This window comes from Acetobacter sp., assembly GCF_022483985.1.
GTDB lineage: Bacteria > Pseudomonadota > Alphaproteobacteria > Acetobacterales > Acetobacteraceae > Acetobacter.
In genome coordinates this window covers 1,753,952-1,772,446 of record NZ_JAKVME010000001.1, presented here as the reverse complement: position 1 = coordinate 1,772,446, position 18,495 = coordinate 1,753,952, and the positions used below count along the sequence as shown (strand labels likewise).

Below are 18,495 nucleotides of genomic sequence, written 5' to 3'. Positions count from 1 at the left end.
TTCAGTGTCCACCCTTGCTGTTGCCGTCACCATTCGGAACGACGAGCCCGCTGACACGGGCTCCCGGCTGCTCGGTCATGGTCGCTACGCCAGTGTGCATGTTGATGACGGCGGCAGACCCCTGAAGCTGGTTCTGGCCACGGGTAATGTGGACGTTGCCGACAATCCGGGCGATGCCGGTATCCGGTACATAAACACCGCGATCACCTGTGATGGTTTCGGTCTGCGTGCGGACCCAGACATGGCCGAAAGCGTTGACCTTCTCCAGCTTGCCGGAGCCATTGGCGATGGGGTCACCGCTGGTCTTCTTGGTGGAATCCGCCGGTTGAGCCGGTGCGTCCGAAGGAGGGGCGCTGTAACCAACCAGCACGTCAGCCTTGATCTGCTTGCCTTCGTTGGTGGTGACCGTCGCGTTTCCACGTCCGATGGAGATGCGTGTCTGCGAGTAATATTCCATCGTGTCTCGGGCTGTGAGAAGATCCTGCGGCGTGGTCAGTTTCAGCGCGTGACCCGTCATGACCAGTGTGGCCTGATCAATGTCGTAGATAGCCTTGTCACCCCATGCCTGATCGGTCTGGGTGAAGATATGCACGTTCCCGATCGCTTCCAGACGATAGATCTCGTTCGATCCCGAGGCATCCGGTCCGCCGGATGAACTGTCCGTCGGCTTGGCGGAAGTGGCACTCTGCTCTGCTCCACCGGGATTGACGGCTGTCGGACGGTCAGCTTCTGCAGGCGTTGCAGGCGTTGCAGGCGTTGCAGGCGTTGCAGGCGTTGCAGGCGTTGCAGGCGTTGCAGGCGTTGCAGGCGTTGCAGGCGTTGCAGGCGTTGCAGGCGTTGCAGCGCCCGGTGAGCCAGACGGCTGCGCATCGGGTGCCGCGGCTTTCTTGCGGTAATACGCGATAAGCTTGTCGGCCGTGACAGTGACGTCGCCTCTCACGGCCTGTGCCTGATTATAGGCGGTTACCTTCTGCGCGTTCTGGTCCCAGTCGAAACCACCCACCGCTGTCACGGTGATCTGGCCGCCGTGTGACAGGTCGATGGCCTGGGCAAAGGCCTGACCAGCGCCGGGGATGGCGAGACTCGTGCCAGAGAGGGCAAGGGCTCCGGTCAGGGCAAGGCTGCGCCACGAGCGCTTGGTGAGCAACAGGGAAGAGATGCGAAGCGATACCATTCAGCTGGCCTTGTCGTGCGGTCCGTTACGATCGTCATTCAGGATGAATCGCCCGGGACCACGGAACTGGGCAATACCTTCATGTTGCGACAGCCAATACCCTCTGGCGTCAAGGACTCCAAACGGACCCTCTGCATGAACCCAGGAATCAGAGGCGATCACGCCATCATGCATGGAGACATCGGCGACCGGCCCACGCATCATCAGACCGTCATCCCTGTAAAGGGTGACTTCGTCCTTCAGGTCGAGAAGCTGCTCATGCTGCATGTAGACGCCTTTTTCCGCCTGAAGGTAGAGCCAGTCTCCGCCCTGTGACAGCGTATCAGCCGCCGGATCGATCAGGTCGATCCGGTCGTCGTTGATCTGATGCGCCGTTTTCGCCGTGATCATGTAGGGGCGTCCGTGCGCATCCACGCTGCGATAGACCGCGCCTTCGAGGTTACCGCTTTCTATCTTGAGGCGTGTGACTTCCGTCAGCGCCGCACGGTTGGCGTTCATCAGACGGTCGATTTCAGGCCAGATGGCGATGGAGCCCAGCAGAAGCAACGCGAGTGAAGGGAGAAGCCACTTCGCCCATTTGAGCGTGGCCTGACGACGTGCCAGTTCCTTCTGTCCCGGAGCCTTGCGCGCGGTGACGATCGCCGCCTCGATGATTTCGCGCTGACGCTTCACCGACGCGGCGGAACGGTTGAAATCCTGCCTTTCCACCCGGGCACTGTCCTCGGGCTCATGGTTCTGAGCCGGGTCATGAGGCATCTGATCGTCTGACATCACGCGACTCCGGCGCGCAGGAGATCATGGATGTGCAGCACGCCGGTTGGACGCTGGTCGTCATCAAGCACGAACAGGGAGGTGATCGGCTTGGGACGGTCATTCATGATACGAAGCGCCTCGACACCAAGCATGTCGGCCGAGACAGTCAGCGGAGAAGGATTCATCACGTCAGACGCCGGTGTGGCGGCGAGGTCGCGGTCCAGAGCGCTGCGGAGATCGCCGTCGGTGATGATCCCGGCGAGCTTTCCCTGTGCGTCAACGATGCCAACGCAGCCCAGCGCTTTGCGGGTCATCTCGACGATCACATCCCGCAGTCCGGTGTCCGGCGACACGAGCGGCAGAGCTTCACCTGTCCGCATCAGGTCCTTCACGCTGCGCAGGCGGGCGCCGAGACTGCCGCCCGGATGGAAGACGCCGAAATCGCCGGCGGTAAAGCCGCGTCGTTCCATCAGCGCGACGGCCAGAGCGTCACCCAGCGCAAGCTGGAGCAGGCTGCTCGTTGTCGGGGCCAGACCCATCGGGCAGGCTTCCGGAACGGAGGGCAGCAGCAGAACCAGATCGGCGGCGTACGCCAGTGTCGAGGCCGGACGTGCGGTCATGGCGATCAGAAGCAGGCCGAAACGACGGCTGTGTTCCACGATATCCGCCAGTTCAGCGGTCTCGCCGGAGTTGGAAAGGGCCAGAACAGCATCGCCCTGCGCGACCATGCCGAGATCGCCGTGCGAGGCTTCGACAGGGTGCACGAAGATGGCCGGTGTGCCGGTCGAGCTGAGCGTGGCCTGAATCTTGCGTCCGATGTGACCGGACTTGCCGATGCCCGTTACAACGACCCGGCCTTCAAGCGCCGCGATCCGTTCGACGGCCTGACGAAAGGCCGCACCCAGTCCCTCTTCGGTCTCCATGGCGCGGGCGAGCGCCGTCAGCCCGTTGGCTTCGATGGCCAGCGTGCGCCGGGCCGCACCCAGCGGGTCACGGTTTGATGGGGGAGCGGTCACGCTGTCGAGAACGGCGGATGATCCGGGAGAGGCAGGATGGCTCATGCCGTTTCTATCGTCCGTGAAGGCGCGGCGGTCAATCATAACCACCTGATCCACGCCTAAAATCCGGGCAATAAAATCAGGCGCGATGGGAGAAAATGTCTGGTTCGTCGTAACCGAGCAGGTCAAGGCGGGTGCGGGCAGGCAGGAAGTCGAAGCAGGCCTGCGCCAGTTCGCGACGGTTTTCCCGGACCAGCAGGGCTTCCAGCTTTTCCCACAGGGCATGCAGATGCAGCACGTCGGAGGCGGCATAAGCCAGTTGCTCCGGGGTCAGATCAGGCGCGCCCCAATCCGAGCTTTGCTGATGTTTGCTCATCTCGACGCCGAGCATTTCCCGGCAAAGATGGGCGAGGCCGTGACGGTCGGTAAAGGTGCGGACGAGACGGGCGGCGATCTTGGTGCAGACGACCGGCGCAACCGTAATTTCTAGCGTATGCTGAAGGATCGCAACGTCGAAACGCGCGAAATGCATCAGCTTGGTGACGGTGGGGTCGGAGAGGAGGCGTTTCAGGTTGGGACAGTCTGCCGGTGGCTCTCCCGGCCCGGTCGGCACGATCTGCACCAGATGGGCTGAGCCGTCGCCGGAGGAAAGCTGCACCAGGCAGAGACGGTCACGATGAGGGTTCAGGCCCATGGTTTCCGTATCAATGGCGACACAGTTCCCGAGATCGAGATCGTCGGGGAGATCATTCCGATGCAGCGTTATTGGCCCACCGTTACTGACCCTGTCGCGCATGAAGTGCCTTGTCTTTCGGGAATGGAGGAGATTGCTGATCGGGAGCAATAATAATCCCGAACCGCCTCTGCAAGCTGGTTTGTGTCGAATGGAGTATGAGGTGGTGCGGTAATGCTGTGCCGATCCAGAGAGGCTTCGCTAATTCGTCCGATAGGCATAGACTTGTGACATGAACGAAAAATCCGACATGTCTCTTTTTGTCCAGCGACGGTCAGCTCTCCTGTCCAGATTGCCGGATCGTCTGGAGAAGGGGGCTCATTGGCTGCTTGAGCCATCGCGTTGGTGGGCCAGGGTGCCCTCGGGCTTCCTGTTTTGTGTGGGAGGTGTCCTGTCGTTTCTTCCGGTGCTGGGGCTCTGGATGCTGCCCTTGGGACTGCTGTTGCTGGCCGAGGATGTCTCATTCTGCCGGGGTCTCTCGGCAAAAGTGATGGGATGGCTCGCAAGGAAGAAGCCAGCTCTGTTCGGAGAGCTGGAGGTCTGACGCAGCCTGCTCGCAATAGTGGAGCGTTATGCACAGTGCTGATATATTTTGGAAAAGAAGTCAGCGTCCGGAAGGGGTGTGGCGATCATGCTCTGCATGACCGTAACCCGACTTGGACTGTCAAACCATTGCAATGCAATGGTTTATGGTGCCCAGAAGAAGACTCGAACTTCCACGACCTTGCGGCCACAGGTACCTGAAACCTGCGCGTCTACCAATTCCGCCATCTGGGCTTAGATGACAACCCGGTGCAACCGGGTGGTGGAGCTGGCGTTTAAAGGCGTCTCGCCGAAGGGTCAAGGGGCATTGTGAAGATTTTTGTGCGGAATATGAAATTGCTGGGAACGCATCGTTATCGCCCCCTGTCCGACTGCGTTTTTTGGTTTTTCTTTCGCCGCTTTATGGATTTGGTGATGTAGCGCAAGGTGCGTCGGGAGGAGTCTGTAGTATTTTCCTCGCAGAAACAGGATATGAAGGAACGACGCCATGATCGGTCGCAAGACGGCAACAGTGTTCGGAGGCGCGGGATTTCTCGGAAAATATGTGGTCCGGAAACTGGCGGCTGATGGCTACACAATCCGTGTCGCCTGTCGTCGCACCGATCTGGCGAACGATCTGCGGCAGTTGGGTGATGTGGGGCAGGTTGTCCCGTTTTATGCGCCTGTGCAGAACGAAGACGCCGTGGCGGAAGTCGTGTCCGAAGCCGCGGTCGTGGTCAATCTCGCGGCTATTCTCGGCGCGTCCACGGCTGCGGCGCTCAATGCCGTGAATGTGGAAGGTGCAGCTCGCGTGGCGCGGCTGGCCGCCGCCGCCGGAGTGCGGACGCTGGTGCATATGTCGGCCATCGGCGCTTCATCGACTTCACCGTCGGCCTATGGACGCAGCCGTGCGGCTGGGGAAGAGGCGGTGATACGGCATTTCCCCACGGCCACCATTGCAAGGGCGTCCGTGCTGTTTGGCCCGGAAGATCACTTCCTCAACATGCTTGGGGGTGTCGCGCGTTACGCACCGCTCGTCATGCCGGTTTATGCAGCTTCCACGAAGCTTCAGCCCGTGTACGTGGCCGATGTTGCTGAGGCGATCAGGGTCGTTGTCAGGGCGTTTGAAGAAACTCCGCCCACCCGTTCGAATCTGTGCGAGCTGGGTGGTCCGGAGATTCTGACCATGCGGGCTATTGCCGAACGTGTGCTGACGCTGACGGGGCGGAAGAAGCCGATCTTTGCAGTGCCTTCGGGTCTCGCGGTCCTTCAGGCGGCGGTGCTGGAACGTCTGCCGGGACGTATGCTGACTCGTGATCAGTTGAAGATGCTGGCGGTCGATAATGTGGTTGATGAAAGTCTGCCGGGGTTCCGCGATCTGGGAATGGCTCCAGTCAGTCTGGACATGATCGCTCCCTCTTACATGAAACGTTATGCGCCGGGTGGAGATGGAATTAAGATTTGAAATCATGTCATTGATTGTATTTTGGTATGTATTGCTGTCCTTATTTTTTACCGCCCTGACCATGTGGGAGTGGATGTTTGAGATCGTTTCGATTAATAGGTCAGTCTTGCTGTCTTTTGTCGCGGGCGGCCCTGCGCTATCGCAGTTTCAGACCTGCCGGAAACGCCGGATGACCAGTCGTGTCTCGACGGGAAAGGTTCTCAGTTAGTCAGAATGCCCCGCCCAGAGTGTCCGGCCGGGCCAAGGAAGCCAGCGCATGTCCGCAAAGATGCTCTCGTTCGTCTCTGTTCCGCAGGCCCAGCCGCCCAAACGTCTCGCTGACGAGCGGCGCAAGGACTTCGGCGAGATTTATAATGAATTCTCGCCGGAGCAGGCCGCCACGCAGGCCAGTCGCTGTTCCCAGTGCGGTGTGCCGTTCTGCTCCATCCATTGCCCGTTGGGAAACAACATTCCGGACTGGCTGATGCTGGCGGCGGACGGGCGTCTGGAAGAGGCGTATAGCGTCTCTCAGGCGACAAACAGCTTCCCCGAAATCTGCGGCCGTATCTGCCCGCAGGACCGGCTGTGCGAAGGCAACTGTGTCATTGAGAAGGATTTCGACAGCGTCACCATCGGCGCGGTGGAGCGCTACATCACGGATACGGCATTCGAGAACGGCTGGGTGAAGCCCGTCATGCCGGTCGTTGAGTTGGAAAGCTCCGTCGGCATCATCGGTGCCGGACCTGCAGGACTGGCGGCGGCGGAACGTCTGCGGGCGAGCGGCCATCAGGTTCATGTGTATGATCGTCATGATCGCGTCGGTGGCCTGCTGATCTACGGCATCCCGGGCTTCAAGCTGGAAAAGGACATTGTTCTCCGTCGTCAGAAGGTTCTGGAAGAGCAGGGCGTCGTCTTCCATCTCGGTAAGGGGATTGGCGCGGGCGAAGGGGAAATCGCCTTCGAGGATTTGCGGAAAAAACACAACGCCGTGCTGGTTGCGACAGGTGTGTACAAATCCCGCGAGATCGGCGGTCCCGGAGCGGGGCTGGACGGTATCGTCGCCGCGCTGGATTATCTGACCGCGTCCAACCGTCGCTCGCTGGGCGATGCGCTGCCGGAAGGGGAACTGGACGCTGCGGGCAAGGATGTCGTGGTCATCGGCGGTGGTGATACGGCCATGGACTGCGTGCGGACGGCCATCCGACAGGGTGCGAAATCGGTGAAATGCCTCTATCGCCGCGACAAGGCCAACATGCCCGGTTCCGTGCGCGAAGTGAAAAACGCCGAGGAGGAAGGTGTCGAATTCGTCTGGCTGGCGGCTCCGGAAAGCTTCCTTGGCGATACGACCGTGACCGGCGTGCGGGCGCAGAAGATGCGTCTCGGCCTGCCGGACGGCTCGGGTCGTCAGTCGATCGAGGCAGAGCCGGACGGCCTGTTCACGGTGCAGGCCGACATGGTCATCAAGGCGCTCGGTTTCGATCCGGAGCCGCTGCCTGACCTGTGGAAGGCCGATGACCTCAAGACCTCACGCTGGGGGACGTTGCAGGTGGATCGCGTCAGCTTCGAAACTTCGGTGCCGGGCGTGTTTGCCGCTGGCGATATCGTGCGTGGCGCGAGCCTCGTTGTCTGGGCCATCCGCGATGGCCGTGACGCGGCGGCTCAGATCGACCAGTGGATTGCCGCCCGTTCTTCTTCTCTGGCTGCGGAGTAATGACCATGGACTCATTTGAAGGTTTCTCCTCCGCCAGCGAGAGCGGCGAGGCTTTTGTCGCGAACTGGGAGCGCAACAGCGCGGCGCTGCAGCACGGCCTGTATGACCCGACGGACGAGCGCGATTCCTGTGGCGTGGGCCTTGTCGCCGCTCTGGATGGCCGCAAGCGTCGTGATGTCGTCGAGGCCGGTATCGAGGCCCTGAAAGCGATCTGGCATCGCGGCGCTGTCGATGCCGATGGCAAGACGGGTGACGGCGCGGGCATCCATGTCGAGATTCCGCAGGATTTCTTTGCCGACGCCATCGGCGTGCCACAGGCGGAGCGGGATGCCGGTGTGCCGCTGGCCGTGGGGCAGGTGTTCCTTCCCAAGACCGACCTCGCCGCGCAGGAGCGTTGCCGTCAGATCATTGAGACCGAAATTCTCATGTTCGGCTACAGCATCTATGGCTGGCGTCAGGTGCCGATCGACACCGCCTGCATCGGTGAAAAGGCCAATGCGACACGGCCGGAGATCGAACAGATCATCATCCGGGGCAAAACGGACCGCTCTGAAGCGGACTTCGAGCGCGACCTGTATGTGATCCGTCGCCGGATCGAAAAATCCGCCATTGCGGATCAGGTCGATCTCTATATCTGCTCGCTGTCGTGCCGCTCGCTGATCTACAAGGGCATGTTCCTTGCGGAAAACCTGACGGATTTCTATCCGGATCTGCTGGATGAGCGCTTCACCAGCCGCTTTGCGATCTACCACCAGCGGTATTCGACCAACACCTTCCCGACATGGAAGCTGGCCCAGCCGTTCCGTCGCGTTGCCCATAATGGTGAGATCAACACGATCTCCGGCAATGTGAACTGGATGCGCAGCCACGAAACGCGGCTGGCCGATCCGGAACTTGATCCGTTCATGAACGACATCAAGCCGGTCGTGCAGGTCGGTGGTTCCGATACGGCGACGCTCGATAACGTCTTTGAGCTGCTGACCCATGCCGGGCGCGATGCGCCTGCGGTCAAGGCGCTGATGATCCCGGCCAGTGTCGGCGCGCATTCCCGCATGAAGGCGTCGCATCGCGACATGTTCGCTTACTGCAATGCCGTCATGGAGCCGTGGGACGGTCCTGCCGCCCTGTGCGCGACGGATGGCCGCTGGATCATCGCCGGTCTGGATCGTTCCGGTCTGCGTCCGCTGCGTTACACCCGGACGACGAGTAATCTTCTGATCATTGGCTCTGAAGCCGGTATGGTGAAGGTGCCTGAAGCGGCTGTCGTCAGCCGTGGGCGCCTTGGTCCGGGCGAGATGCTCGGCGTCGATCTCGACAACGCCAAACTTTACGGCAATGGCGAACTGCTCGACCTTCTGGCGGGACGTCAGGATTTCGGACAGTGGGTCAAAAAGATCCAGAAGATCGGCTCGCTGGTGCGCGACGACGTTGTCGAGCCGGTGATGTACCAGCCGGAAGAGTTGCGTCGCCGTCAGTTGTCGGTCGGCAACACGCTTGAAGAACTGGAGCATGTCCTCCAGCCGATGGTCGAGACAGCGGCTGAGGCTGTCGGCTCCATGGGCGATGACACACCGCTCGCGGTTCTGTCCGAACGCTATCGCGGACTGGCGCATTATTTCCGTCAGGGTTTCAGTCAGGTCACGAATCCGCCGATCGACTCCCTGCGTGAAGCCCGGGTGATGAGCCTGCTGACACGGCTGGGTAATCTCGGGAACATTCTTGAGGAAGCTGAAGACCAGTGCGATCTGCTCCAGCTTCCCAGCCCGATTCTGACCAGTGGTGAGTTCGAGGCGCTTCGCAAATTCTGTGGCGAGCGGGGCGGAATCATCGACACGACTTTCGTGGCGGCGGAAGGCGAGACCGGTCTGCGTGAGGCCATCGCCCGTATTCGCCGGGAGGCGGAGGAGCGCGTCCGTGAAGGCTGCTCGCACGTCTTCCTGACCGACGAGAACCAGTCAGCCGAGCGCGCCGGTATTCCGACCATCCTCGCTGTTGCCGCCGTGCATACGCATCTGGTGCGTAACTCGCTGCGGACATTCACCTCGCTGAACGTCCGGACCTCCGACGTGCTGGACGTGCATGCCGTGGCCGTGACGCTGGGTGTCGGCGCGACGACGGTGAATCCGTATCTCGCGCAGGAAAGCATCGCGGACCGCATCCGTCGTGGCCTGTGCGGCGACATGACGCTGCGTACGGCGGTCGAGCGTTATCGCAAGGCCATCGACAAGGGCCTGCTCAAGATCATGTCCAAAATGGGCATCTCGATCATGGCGTCCTATCGTGGCGGCTGCAATTTTGAGGCGGTCGGTCTGTCCCGTGCGCTGGTCGCCGAGTTCTTCCCCGGTATGGCCTCGCGTATCTCGGGCATCGGTCTCGGTGGTATCGCCAAGAACATCCTGAGCTTCCATGAGCAGGCCTGGGGCACGTCGGCTGCGGTTCTGCCTGTGGGCGGTCTCTACAAGATGCGCCGGAGTGGCGAGACGCACGCCTTCGACGGCACGCTGATCCACATGCTCCAGACAGCGGTTGGAACGGACAGTTTCTCCATCTACCAGCGTTATGCCGATGCCGTGCGTCGTCAGCCGCCGGTGGCGCTGCGCGATCTGCTCGATTTCAAGAGCGACCGTGAAGCCATTCCGGTGGAATCGGTCGAGAGCATTACGCAGCTTCGCAAGCGTCTGATCGCGCCGGCCATTTCGCTCGGGGCGCTCAGTCCGGAAGCGCATGAGACTCTCTCCATCGCCATGAACCGCATCGGCGCGAAGTCCGATTCCGGTGAAGGTGGTGAGGATCCGGCCCGCGCCAAGCCGCGTCCGAATGGCGACAATGCTTCCTCGGCCATCAAGCAGGTCGCGTCCGGTCGCTTCGGCGTCACGGCGCAGTATCTGAATGACTGTCGCGAGCTTGAGATCAAGGTTGCGCAGGGTGCGAAGCCGGGTGAGGGCGGGCAGCTTCCGGGGTTCAAGGTCACGGAACTGATCGCCAAGCTGCGTCATGCGACACCGGGGGTGACGCTGATCTCACCGCCGCCACATCACGATATCTACTCGATCGAGGATCTGGCCCAGCTCATCTACGATCTGAAGCAGATCAATCCGGATGCGAAAGTGACAGTGAAGCTGGTGGCCCGTTCGGGCATCGGCACGATTGCGGCAGGTGTGGCGAAGGCGAAGGCCGACGCGATCCTGATCTCCGGTCACTCCGGCGGCACGGGCGCCAGCCCGCTGTCTTCCGTGAAATATGCTGGTCTGCCTTGGGAGCTTGGTCTGGCGGAGGCGCATCAGGTGCTGATGCTCAACCGTCTGCGTCATCGCGTCACGCTGCGGACCGATGGCGGTATCAAGACCGGTCGTGACGTGGTGATCGCCGCCATGCTTGGTGCGGAAGAGTTCGGTATCGGCACGGCTAGCCTTGTGGCCATGGGTTGCATCATGGTGCGTCAGTGCCACTCGAACACCTGTCCGGTGGGCGTCTGCTCGCAGGACCCGGCCATGCGAGCCAAGTTCGAAGGCACCCCCGAGAAGGTCATCAGCCTGTTCTCGTTTATTGCTGAAGATGTGAGAAATATTCTTGCCTCTCTCGGCTTCAGGACGCTGAACGAGGTGATTGGCCGTACGGATCTGCTTCAGCAGGTCTCTCGTGGCGCGGATTATCTCGATGATCTCGATCTGAACCCGCTTCTGGTGCAGGCCGACCCTGGCCCGCATGCGCGCTACTGCACGCTTGAAGGTCGCAACGAGGTGCCTGACACGCTCGACGCCCAGATGATCGCGGATGCCCGTCCGCTGTTCGACCACGGCGAGAAGATGCAGCTCCAGTATAACGTGCAGAACACGATGCGTGCCATCGGCACACGCATCTCCTCCATGATCGTGCGGCAGTATGGCATGGCCACGTTGGCGCCCGGTCATCTGACGGTGCGTCTGCGTGGCTCCGCCGGTCAGTCGCTCGGCGCGTTCGCCGTGCAGGGCCTGAAGCTGGAAGTGCATGGCGACGCCAACGATTACGTCGGCAAGGGTCTGTCCGGTGCAACCATCGTCGTGCGTCCTTCGGCCTCCAGCGTGCTGGCGACGAATGAAAACGCGATTGTCGGCAACACCGTCCTGTATGGCGCAACGGCTGGCACGCTCTACGCTGCGGGTCTGGCGGGTGAGCGTTTCGCGGTGCGTAACTCCGGTGCGACGGCTGTGGTGGAAGGCTGTGGTTCCAATGCCTGTGAGTATATGACGGGTGGAACGGTTGTGATCCTTGGTGACTCCGGCGACAACTTTGGCGCAGGCTTCACCGGCGGCATGGCCTTTGTCTATGACGAGGACGGATCGTTCGAGCAGAAGGTGAATCCGGACAATGTGTTCTGGGTGCGCGTCGAGCAGAAGAAGTGGGAAGAGAAGCTTCGGACTCTTGTCGAGGCGCATGCTGCTGAAACACAGTCTCCCTATGCCGCGATGCTGCTGCATAAATGGGAGGAAGTCCTGCCGCGCTTCTGGCAGGTTGTTCCGAAAGATTATGCAAAAATCATCGGGTTTTCTGAGCCGGAACAGATGGCGATTTCCGCCTGATCGGACGACGGGAACCGTTGCCAGCGGGCAGTCTCAGGACTGCCCGTTTTTTTATACGTGAATTCCGTTTGTGTATAAAATGGATATCTGTTTTTGATGTGTCGCTGTCACCATGGATTTCATGCCAGCTGTCTGTGGTGGTGGGAGTGTAACAGACGGCAGTATAAGCCCGCAGAGATCCCGAAATTTTAATGATGAACAGAAAGAGCGGGAAACGGATGGTCGTGATGAAACGAAACATGATGTTGTCCGCGTTTTTTCTATCTTGCGCGGTATCCGTATGCTCCACCGCTGCGGCATCAACTCCGGGTCTGATGCCTGTTCCTTCAGTCGTGTCATGGCAGGAAGGAGAGGCAAAACCCTGTGATCAGATCGACATTCACTGGCATGGAGCACATGGCGACATTCCGGAGGCCGCCAGCCAGCGTTTTCTACGTCATCTGAAGAGCATTTCTTCTATCAGTAGAAAACAGAGTGCCTGCTCACTGGAAATCAGGAGTGGCGATGATCAGCATTACCTGAGCAGAGACGAGCGGGAGGCGTATCAACTGACCATTCAGCATGGAAAAATCCTGCTGACGGCAGATGGTCCCGCCGGGGTGCTTCATGGTTTCGCGACGCTCCTTCAACTGGTCCGGACAACATCACAGGGTTTAGTTTTTCCTGATGTGAGTATCCGTGACATGCCCCGTTTTCCCTGGCGGGGACTGATGATCGACGTGGCGCGGCATTTCATGTCTGTGGCCGCCCTCAGGCGCCAGATCGACGCGATGGAACTGACCAAGCTGAATGTGCTCCATCTCCATCTGAGTGACGGGGCCGCCTTTCGTGTGGAAAGTCTCGTTTTTCCGCGCCTGCAAACGGTTTCTTCGCATGGACAGTATTATCCGCAGGACAATGTTCGTGATCTTGTCGCGTATGCCGCTGAACGGGGTATTCGTGTTGTGCCGGAATTCGATGTACCGGGTCACGCGCTGGCGGTGCTGGAAGCTTATCCGGAACTTGCGGCACAACCGCTTCCCGCAGCCAATGCGGTCTGCACGGGAAGTTCGGCTTGTATCGCCGGCAGCAACGCCAACAATCCGGCGCTTGATCCGACCACGCCGGAAACGCTCGATTTTATAGAAAAGCTGTTTGTGGAGATGATGCGTCTCTTCCCGGATGCCTATTTCCATGCGGGGGGTGATGAAGTGGTTGCTTCGCAATGGACGGGCAACCCGCAGATCGCCAGCTACATGAAAGCCCATAACTATCCTGACGCTTCAACGCTTCAGGGAGAATTTACCGCAAAAATACAGGCTTTTCTTGCGGAGCAGGGAAAGACGATGATCGGCTGGGATGAAGTTCTTTCCGCGCCTGTTCCAAAATCCGTCGTTGCCGATATATGGCGTTCTTCCAAATGGATCAATGCAGCGACGGTCAGGCAGCATCCGACTCTTGTCTCTTCCGGCTATTATCTGGATCTTCTGCGTCCAGCTCGCGAATATTACCGGGTTGATCCCTATGATCTGATGGGGAGTGGTCTGGCAGGCGCGGAACTGGAACACGCCCGAGAGATTCATTTCAGACTGGCTGATGCGTTTGCGCTTGATCCTGCGCTGCCTCCTCTGAATGCTCGACAAAAGGAATATGTTCTTGGTGGAGAAGCCGTTCTGTGGACGGAAGCCGTTACAGAACAGATGCTGAATCAGAGAATCTGGCCCCGTGCAGCCGTGATTGCAGAACGTCTGTGGTCGCCTGAGACTGTGCGTGATGTGAGCGACATGGAGCGGCGTTTGCCGCTTATCGTCGCGGAACTGAACGCTCTGGCTCTGACAACGACACAGCAGGATCGTGAACAGATGCTGGCACGATATCCGGTTGCTGGCAGGCAGCCGCTGGAGACGGTGTTGCAGGTGACCAGTCCAGTCAGAAATTACACGATCAACAGAATGATCAAGAAAGCGGGCGAAGACCTGCTCACATGGCCCGTCGCCATGGCAGAACCTGATTCCCTGCCTGCCATGCGCTTTAACCAGCTTGCCGAGATTTATGTGCGTGGAGACCATTCCGTCGCTCCAGAACTGCGTCGTGATCTTGAAAAATGGTCTGCCAATGATGGTCTGTTTGAAAAGACAATTGGCGGTGTGGCAGCGCTTGAAATGATACGTCCTGTTTCGCAACAGCTTTCGCTGCTGGCGCAGGCGGGGCTCGAAGCGATTGATGGAACGCTTGATACAGCCAGAAAAGCGCAGGTTGAAAAACTTCTGGCCCAGCAGCAGGAAGCTTTTGCCGCATCATCCTGGCAGTTGTTGTCTCCACCCCTGCCTCAGCCTCCCGGGGGGCTGCTGATTGCTATCGTGCCGGGTGTCCGGACGCTGGTGAATGCAAGTCCGGTTTCACCCTGATTGATTGGCGGGATATCAGGTATCAGGACTGTCGTGAGGAGGCGGTCCTGTGTAGTCTCACAGTTGTTCCCTTGAAGAAGTTTCTGTGTTTAGCGGTGTAAATGTCAATGCCATGACCAGCGCGGCAATCCATCCGAGCGCTGTCCATCCAAAGAAAAGATTGACGGCGAAGACGGCGGGTTTCCGTATCGTGTCACGAATACAGGCAATCACGAATGGCACGAAATACAGGGTGAGCCCGGCAGCAATGGCCAGAATCGCTGCAATTCCGGAAATCCCGAAAAACTGGAAAGAGCTTTTCGTGACTTGAGCAGAAGAGGGCGTTGCAATGTCTGGAGAAGGTAAGGTCGCCTGTTGTGATACTGCTGCGGAGGCATGGCTGATTTCTGTGGCAGCGGATGGAACGCCAAGCAGGACAGCGGCGTCTGCATCAGACAGGAAAGATGAATTCTCCGGTCGGCCGGTGTCACGCTGCCATGCTGCAATGGCTGTTCGTGTGGATTCACCATAAACACCGTCAGCCATTGAACCTGCCGGAAGGTATCCAAGCTTGATCAGGCGTCGCTGAAGGGCGATATGCTGGTCAATCGGCCTTTTTGATTCTTCGAGCGCTGCGCCGGACAGTTTCTTGCGATACAGCTCGGAGAGATTGTCCATACCAGTCGCGTAGCAGCCTGCGGCATTAGGCGGCAGCGTCTGGTCTGTCTCGCCGGGAACTGGAAGACCGCATTGCTGGTCAACGGTATTTTCGGCAAGGATGATTTCCTGCTTCAGCGCACGCCAGCCGGAAGGTCCGACAAGCTGACGCAGGGCGTAATAGACCTGATCGAACTGAAGTTCATGTTCTGCCGCCTGACTGTTTTCGCACAGCATCGTTGCTACACCGTTTTTCTGGGGCGGCGTGCGACAGGAGAAGTCAGGGCTGTAGTGGTCTGCCGCCCGGATTGCGGCTTCGGCTTCCGGTGCTACAGCAAGAGCCTGTTCGGAGGTGACGTAATTGCCGGCAACCAGAAATCCGGCCAGCGCCTGAGGGAAGGGCAGGAGAGCCTGTTCCTCGGCAGTGCATTCCGCTTCCAGCCGTCCTCCCAGTGTGCAGCGGGAAAGCGAAAATCCGGCATCAAGTTCATGGTCATAGCGCGGCAGCATATAGGACCATCCCGCCTGAAACTGGCCCATATTGGCTTTGGTGGCGACATAGTAGGCCAGAAAGCCGTTTGGCTCGTTACGATTCTGCTGGACCCAGAACCCTTCGTTCTCTTTCAGGCTCTGTTCCAGATAGGGGCGGGAAACACTATCCGTCGTGATGTCTACAAGCCGTCCATCGGTGTAGCGGTAAATGACGGCTGGTGTGTAGGAGCCCGCATGGGACGCAAAGGTATAAAGAAAGCTGCTGTCACCAGTGACGATTTCCTGCGCGGCATCCTTGTCGATGTTGGTGAAGAGCGGGCGGTCCTCGCCCGAGAGTTCAGAGGGGCGTGTGGCGCTCCACGTGCCGCTTTTGGTCATGCCAATGACCGACGTCAGGGCGCAGCAATGAGCGCCTCCGGTATAGACTGATACAACAGCCTGCGGGAGCGGCGAGGCGGCATCCAGACGGCGTAGATCAAGCTGAAGATCGCGGACATCGCTGCCATCCCGGCTATAGGGAGTCAGCAGTGTGGTGAAGGCAGGTCGATCCGGGTGGGTGCCGTCTTTCAGTGTCAGCACGGCCATGCGGCAGGCTCCTGAAACCAGCGCATCATCTCCGCTCAGCAGGGTCGGTGCGCTACAGTCAGGTTTCTCCACCAGATCGACAGAGGCATCCAGCCCTGCGTTATTCAGCCGGACATGCTCATGTTCATCAAGCGAGACGTGAGCGAGCGGAGGTGCACTCTCCCGAGCCTGAGCAGCCATCGCTTCACCCGACAGACCGCACACTACAGCCAAAAGACTTTTCGCAATCCGGCGCTTCATGGAGTCCGCTCCCCTCAGTTCGTGGAGAGCTTAGGCTCAGGCTTCGGGGATTTGAAGCCTTCGGACCTCCGGCTCACACGGGAGGCGGGCAATACCGTTCCCAAGTGAATGCAAACAGGAACGCATTATGTCGCGTAAACGGGTCGGTAGAGTGAGATATCGCACGCGCAATGTGGTGGAAATGCAGTAATCACCAAGGGAATGAGATGGAAATCTCTTGTGATTTCAGATTCAGGAACAGCGTTCTGATCATCTGTTCGTAAGTGATCAAAGCACAGGGCAACCATTTTTTGGAATGGCATGTCCGGCTAATTTTAAAGGAAAATGAAACAGGTGGTTCCCGAAGTAGGCGTGAAGAAAAAGAAATAAAACAATACCTTGCTTCAATGTGGGGCAAAAAAATCCGAACGGATTTCTGCGCTTTTTCAAGAGCGAGTGTCCCACTTTTCGACTCGGAGACGGCACAATGAGTGCGCGAGTCGATCCGGCTGCCGGACCTGACCTGGCACGTGAGATGGTCGCTGATGTAGTGGCTCGTCTTGATCGTTGGCTTCGGGCTGAAGGTAAGGTGCCAACAGCAGCACAAGGTCAGGAAGCTGCTGAACTGCTGACCTTGAATTTCTTGCTGGTCTTAGCGCATGAGCGACGCGGTGCTGATGGCGTCATGGACCAGATGTGGCGGGCTTATCAGTCTGGCTTCGCTGTGATGGCACGGCATGGGCAGTTGCCACCGAAACTGGAGCAGATGGCTAGCTCATTCGGGGTGCGGCCATGACGGGAGCAAATTTTGAGCGTGTTCGTCGCGCCATTGAGTCCGCTGAACGTGTCCAGGCACAAACGGGTCTCATTGCTCGAAAAGGCGATGGGTTGGACAGCATCGACCTGTCGGCTTTTCCGGCCACCGAAGATGGTGTTGCGTTGGCATTTGAAGCCTGCTTTGCCAATGTCCTGCGATTTGATCATCATGCGAGTAAATGGTTTCTCTGGAACGGTAGTTTCTGGGAATTGGAAGAAACATCACTGGCGTATGATTGGTGCCGGACAATTGGCCGCCGTCTTATTGCTGCGCATGACGATGTGAAGGGAGCTGCTGCCTTGGCAAAGGCAGCGGCGGCGCGAGGAGTTGAGTCTCTGGTTCGCGCCGCACGCTCATTCGCGGTGACTTCCGCTGTATGGGACACCGATCCGCTGTTGCTTGGAACGCCAGACGGAACCGTTGACCTAAGCGCCGCCAAACTACGTGAGGCGAGGCAGGTCGATTTGATAACACAACATTGCGCGGTAGTACCAGCAGAAACGCCGGATTGTCCGTTGTGGGATCGCTTTCTGTTTGAAGCCACGAACGGTGATCAGGAAATGATCCGCTTCCTGCGCTCCTGGTGCGGTTACTGTCTGACTGGTGACACCCGCGAACATGCTCTGCTTTTCCTGTATGGTCCCGGTGGAAACGGAAAATCTGTGTTTCTCAATACGGTTGCTGGAATTCTCGGTAGCTATGCCACCAATGCAGCTATGGAAGCCTTCATTGCCAGCGGTGTGGATCGTCACACGACAGATCTTGCTATGCTTCGTGGCGCAAGGCTGGTGACGGCTTCCGAAACCGAGGAAGGCAGGCCGTGGGCCGAAGCGCGGATCAAGGCACTCACTGGTGGTGACGTCATCACGGCGCGGTTCATGCGGCAGGATAATTTCCAGTTTCGCCCAACATTCAAGCTAATGATCACGGGAAATCATAAGCCAGTACTGCACTCAGTGGATGATGCGCTGCGTCGTCGTTTCAATATCGTCGGCTTTGAGCACAAGCCCGCCACACCAGACCCACAGCTTGAACAGAAGCTGAAACACGAATGGCCGGCCATTCTGCGCTGGATGATTGATGGCGCGATTGACTGGCAAATGAACGGGCTGGTCCGTCCAGGTGCGGTCACAGTCGCAACCGAGCAGTATTTCGCGGAGCAAGACGTGATGGGCCAATGGCTTGAGTCGATGTGCTTTGTCGGGCGTGAGCGGGAAGATTTGGGGGGTGTGCTGTATCAGTCCTGGGCAACTTTCGCCAAGTCTGTGGGGGAGGAAGCTGGGTCAATGAAAGGCTTCAGCAGCGCCATGCAGAAGCGTGGGTTTGCACCATGTCGTGATCCTAAAGGATCGAGGAATAAACGTGGCTTTCGTGGAGTTGAACTTCGTCCAATGACATGGGCGGATGCTGACAAATGAGGGGTATTTGTCCGGAGTTTGCGTCAAGTGCGTCGGATGCGTCGGGA

At 58.9% G+C, this 18,495-nt stretch carries 12 protein-coding genes and 1 tRNA gene; 7 read left to right on the top strand and 6 right to left on the bottom strand.

The features are described 5' to 3' along the window. Position 1 precedes the first annotated feature (1 nt). From LKE90_RS07800 to LKE90_RS07785, 4 genes are all read right to left on the bottom strand, one after another. Positions 2-1,174 carry an LptA/OstA family protein gene (locus tag LKE90_RS07800; RefSeq protein WP_291492084.1) on the bottom strand — a complete coding sequence of 391 codons (1,173 nt, stop codon included), beginning with the start codon at positions 1,172-1,174 and terminating at the stop codon, positions 2-4. Next, positions 1,175-1,945, bottom strand: a complete 771-nt coding sequence (lptC, locus tag LKE90_RS07795; protein ID WP_291492085.1) for an LPS export ABC transporter periplasmic protein LptC — start codon at positions 1,943-1,945, stop codon at positions 1,175-1,177. Then, a complete protein-coding gene (locus LKE90_RS07790) occupies positions 1,945-2,988 on the bottom strand; it encodes a KpsF/GutQ family sugar-phosphate isomerase (RefSeq protein WP_407066069.1) in 1,044 nt (347 codons plus the stop codon). The genes lptC and LKE90_RS07790 overlap by 1 nt, the downstream gene beginning before the upstream one ends. Positions 2,989-3,064: 76 nt before the next feature. Then, positions 3,065-3,721 (bottom strand): ribonuclease D, encoded by a 657-nt coding sequence (locus tag LKE90_RS07785; RefSeq protein WP_291492087.1) that lies wholly within the window; start codon positions 3,719-3,721, stop codon positions 3,065-3,067. A gap of 169 nt (positions 3,722-3,890) precedes the next feature. Between LKE90_RS07785 and LKE90_RS07780 the strand changes: the two genes are divergently transcribed. Further along, on the top strand, positions 3,891-4,202 hold the full coding sequence (locus LKE90_RS07780; RefSeq protein ID WP_291492088.1) for a hypothetical protein: 312 nt from the start codon (positions 3,891-3,893) through the stop codon (positions 4,200-4,202). A gap of 146 nt (positions 4,203-4,348) precedes the next feature. Here the strand turns inward: LKE90_RS07780 and LKE90_RS07775 are convergent. Then, positions 4,349-4,435 (bottom strand) — tRNA-Leu (locus LKE90_RS07775). Between the two features lie 253 nt (positions 4,436-4,688). Here LKE90_RS07775 and LKE90_RS07770 point away from each other — a divergent pair. The 4 genes from LKE90_RS07770 (at position 4,689) to LKE90_RS07755 (ending at position 14,281) form a co-directional block, all read left to right on the top strand. Then, on the top strand, positions 4,689-5,645 hold the full coding sequence (locus tag LKE90_RS07770; RefSeq protein WP_291492089.1) for a complex I NDUFA9 subunit family protein: 957 nt from the start codon (positions 4,689-4,691) through the stop codon (positions 5,643-5,645). Positions 5,646-5,901: 256 nt separating this feature from the next. Further along, complete coding sequence (locus LKE90_RS07765; protein WP_291492090.1) at positions 5,902-7,335, top strand: NAD(P)-dependent oxidoreductase; 1,434 nt, start codon at positions 5,902-5,904, stop codon at positions 7,333-7,335. Between the two features lie 5 nt (positions 7,336-7,340). Beyond that, positions 7,341-11,894 carry a glutamate synthase large subunit gene (gene gltB, locus LKE90_RS07760; protein ID WP_407066065.1) on the top strand — a complete coding sequence of 1,518 codons (4,554 nt, stop codon included), beginning with the start codon at positions 7,341-7,343 and terminating at the stop codon, positions 11,892-11,894. 314 nt (positions 11,895-12,208) lie between these two features. Beyond that, the gene (locus LKE90_RS07755) at positions 12,209-14,281 is read left to right on the top strand and encodes a beta-N-acetylhexosaminidase (RefSeq protein WP_291492092.1); all 2,073 of its coding nucleotides are present in this window, start codon (positions 12,209-12,211) and stop codon (positions 14,279-14,281) included. A 57-nt stretch (positions 14,282-14,338) separates the two neighbouring features. Here the strand turns inward: LKE90_RS07755 and LKE90_RS07750 are convergent, their stop codons facing one another. Next, a complete protein-coding gene (locus LKE90_RS07750; protein WP_291492093.1) occupies positions 14,339-16,234 on the bottom strand; it encodes a superinfection immunity protein in 1,896 nt (631 codons plus the stop codon). A gap of 514 nt (positions 16,235-16,748) precedes the next feature. Between LKE90_RS07750 and LKE90_RS07745 the strand changes: the two genes are divergently transcribed. Both LKE90_RS07745 and LKE90_RS07740 read left to right on the top strand, forming a co-directional pair. Further along, positions 16,749-17,009 (top strand): hypothetical protein, encoded by a 261-nt coding sequence (locus tag LKE90_RS07745; protein WP_291501004.1) that lies wholly within the window; start codon positions 16,749-16,751, stop codon positions 17,007-17,009. Next, positions 17,006-18,448, top strand: coding sequence for a phage/plasmid primase, P4 family (locus LKE90_RS07740; RefSeq protein WP_291492095.1), 1,443 nt, complete (start codon positions 17,006-17,008; stop codon positions 18,446-18,448). Before LKE90_RS07745 ends, LKE90_RS07740 begins: the two co-directional genes overlap by 4 nt. The last annotated feature ends 47 nt before the right edge of the window (positions 18,449-18,495 follow it).

Bases quoted from the DNA above. Each gene is read 5' to 3' on its own strand.
- LKE90_RS07800 (WP_291492084.1), bottom strand. From the start codon at position 1,174: ATGGTATCGCTTCGCATCTCTTCCCTGTTGCTCACCAAGCGCTCGTGG.
- lptC (WP_291492085.1), bottom strand. From the start codon at position 1,945: ATGTCAGACGATCAGATGCCTCATGACCCGGCTCAGAACCATGAGCCC.
- LKE90_RS07790 (WP_407066069.1), bottom strand. From the start codon at position 2,988: ATGAGCCATCCTGCCTCTCCCGGATCATCCGCCGTTCTCGACAGCGTG.
- LKE90_RS07785 (WP_291492087.1), bottom strand. From the start codon at position 3,721: ATGCGCGACAGGGTCAGTAACGGTGGGCCAATAACGCTGCATCGGAAT.
- LKE90_RS07780 (WP_291492088.1), top strand. From the start codon at position 3,891: ATGAACGAAAAATCCGACATGTCTCTTTTTGTCCAGCGACGGTCAGCT.
- LKE90_RS07770 (WP_291492089.1), top strand. From the start codon at position 4,689: ATGATCGGTCGCAAGACGGCAACAGTGTTCGGAGGCGCGGGATTTCTC.
- LKE90_RS07765 (WP_291492090.1), top strand. From the start codon at position 5,902: ATGTCCGCAAAGATGCTCTCGTTCGTCTCTGTTCCGCAGGCCCAGCCG.
- gltB (WP_407066065.1), top strand. From the start codon at position 7,341: ATGGACTCATTTGAAGGTTTCTCCTCCGCCAGCGAGAGCGGCGAGGCT.
- LKE90_RS07755 (WP_291492092.1), top strand. From the start codon at position 12,209: ATGCCTGTTCCTTCAGTCGTGTCATGGCAGGAAGGAGAGGCAAAACCC.
- LKE90_RS07750 (WP_291492093.1), bottom strand. From the start codon at position 16,234: ATGAAGCGCCGGATTGCGAAAAGTCTTTTGGCTGTAGTGTGCGGTCTG.
- LKE90_RS07745 (WP_291501004.1), top strand. From the start codon at position 16,749: ATGGTCGCTGATGTAGTGGCTCGTCTTGATCGTTGGCTTCGGGCTGAA.
- LKE90_RS07740 (WP_291492095.1), top strand. From the start codon at position 17,006: ATGACGGGAGCAAATTTTGAGCGTGTTCGTCGCGCCATTGAGTCCGCT.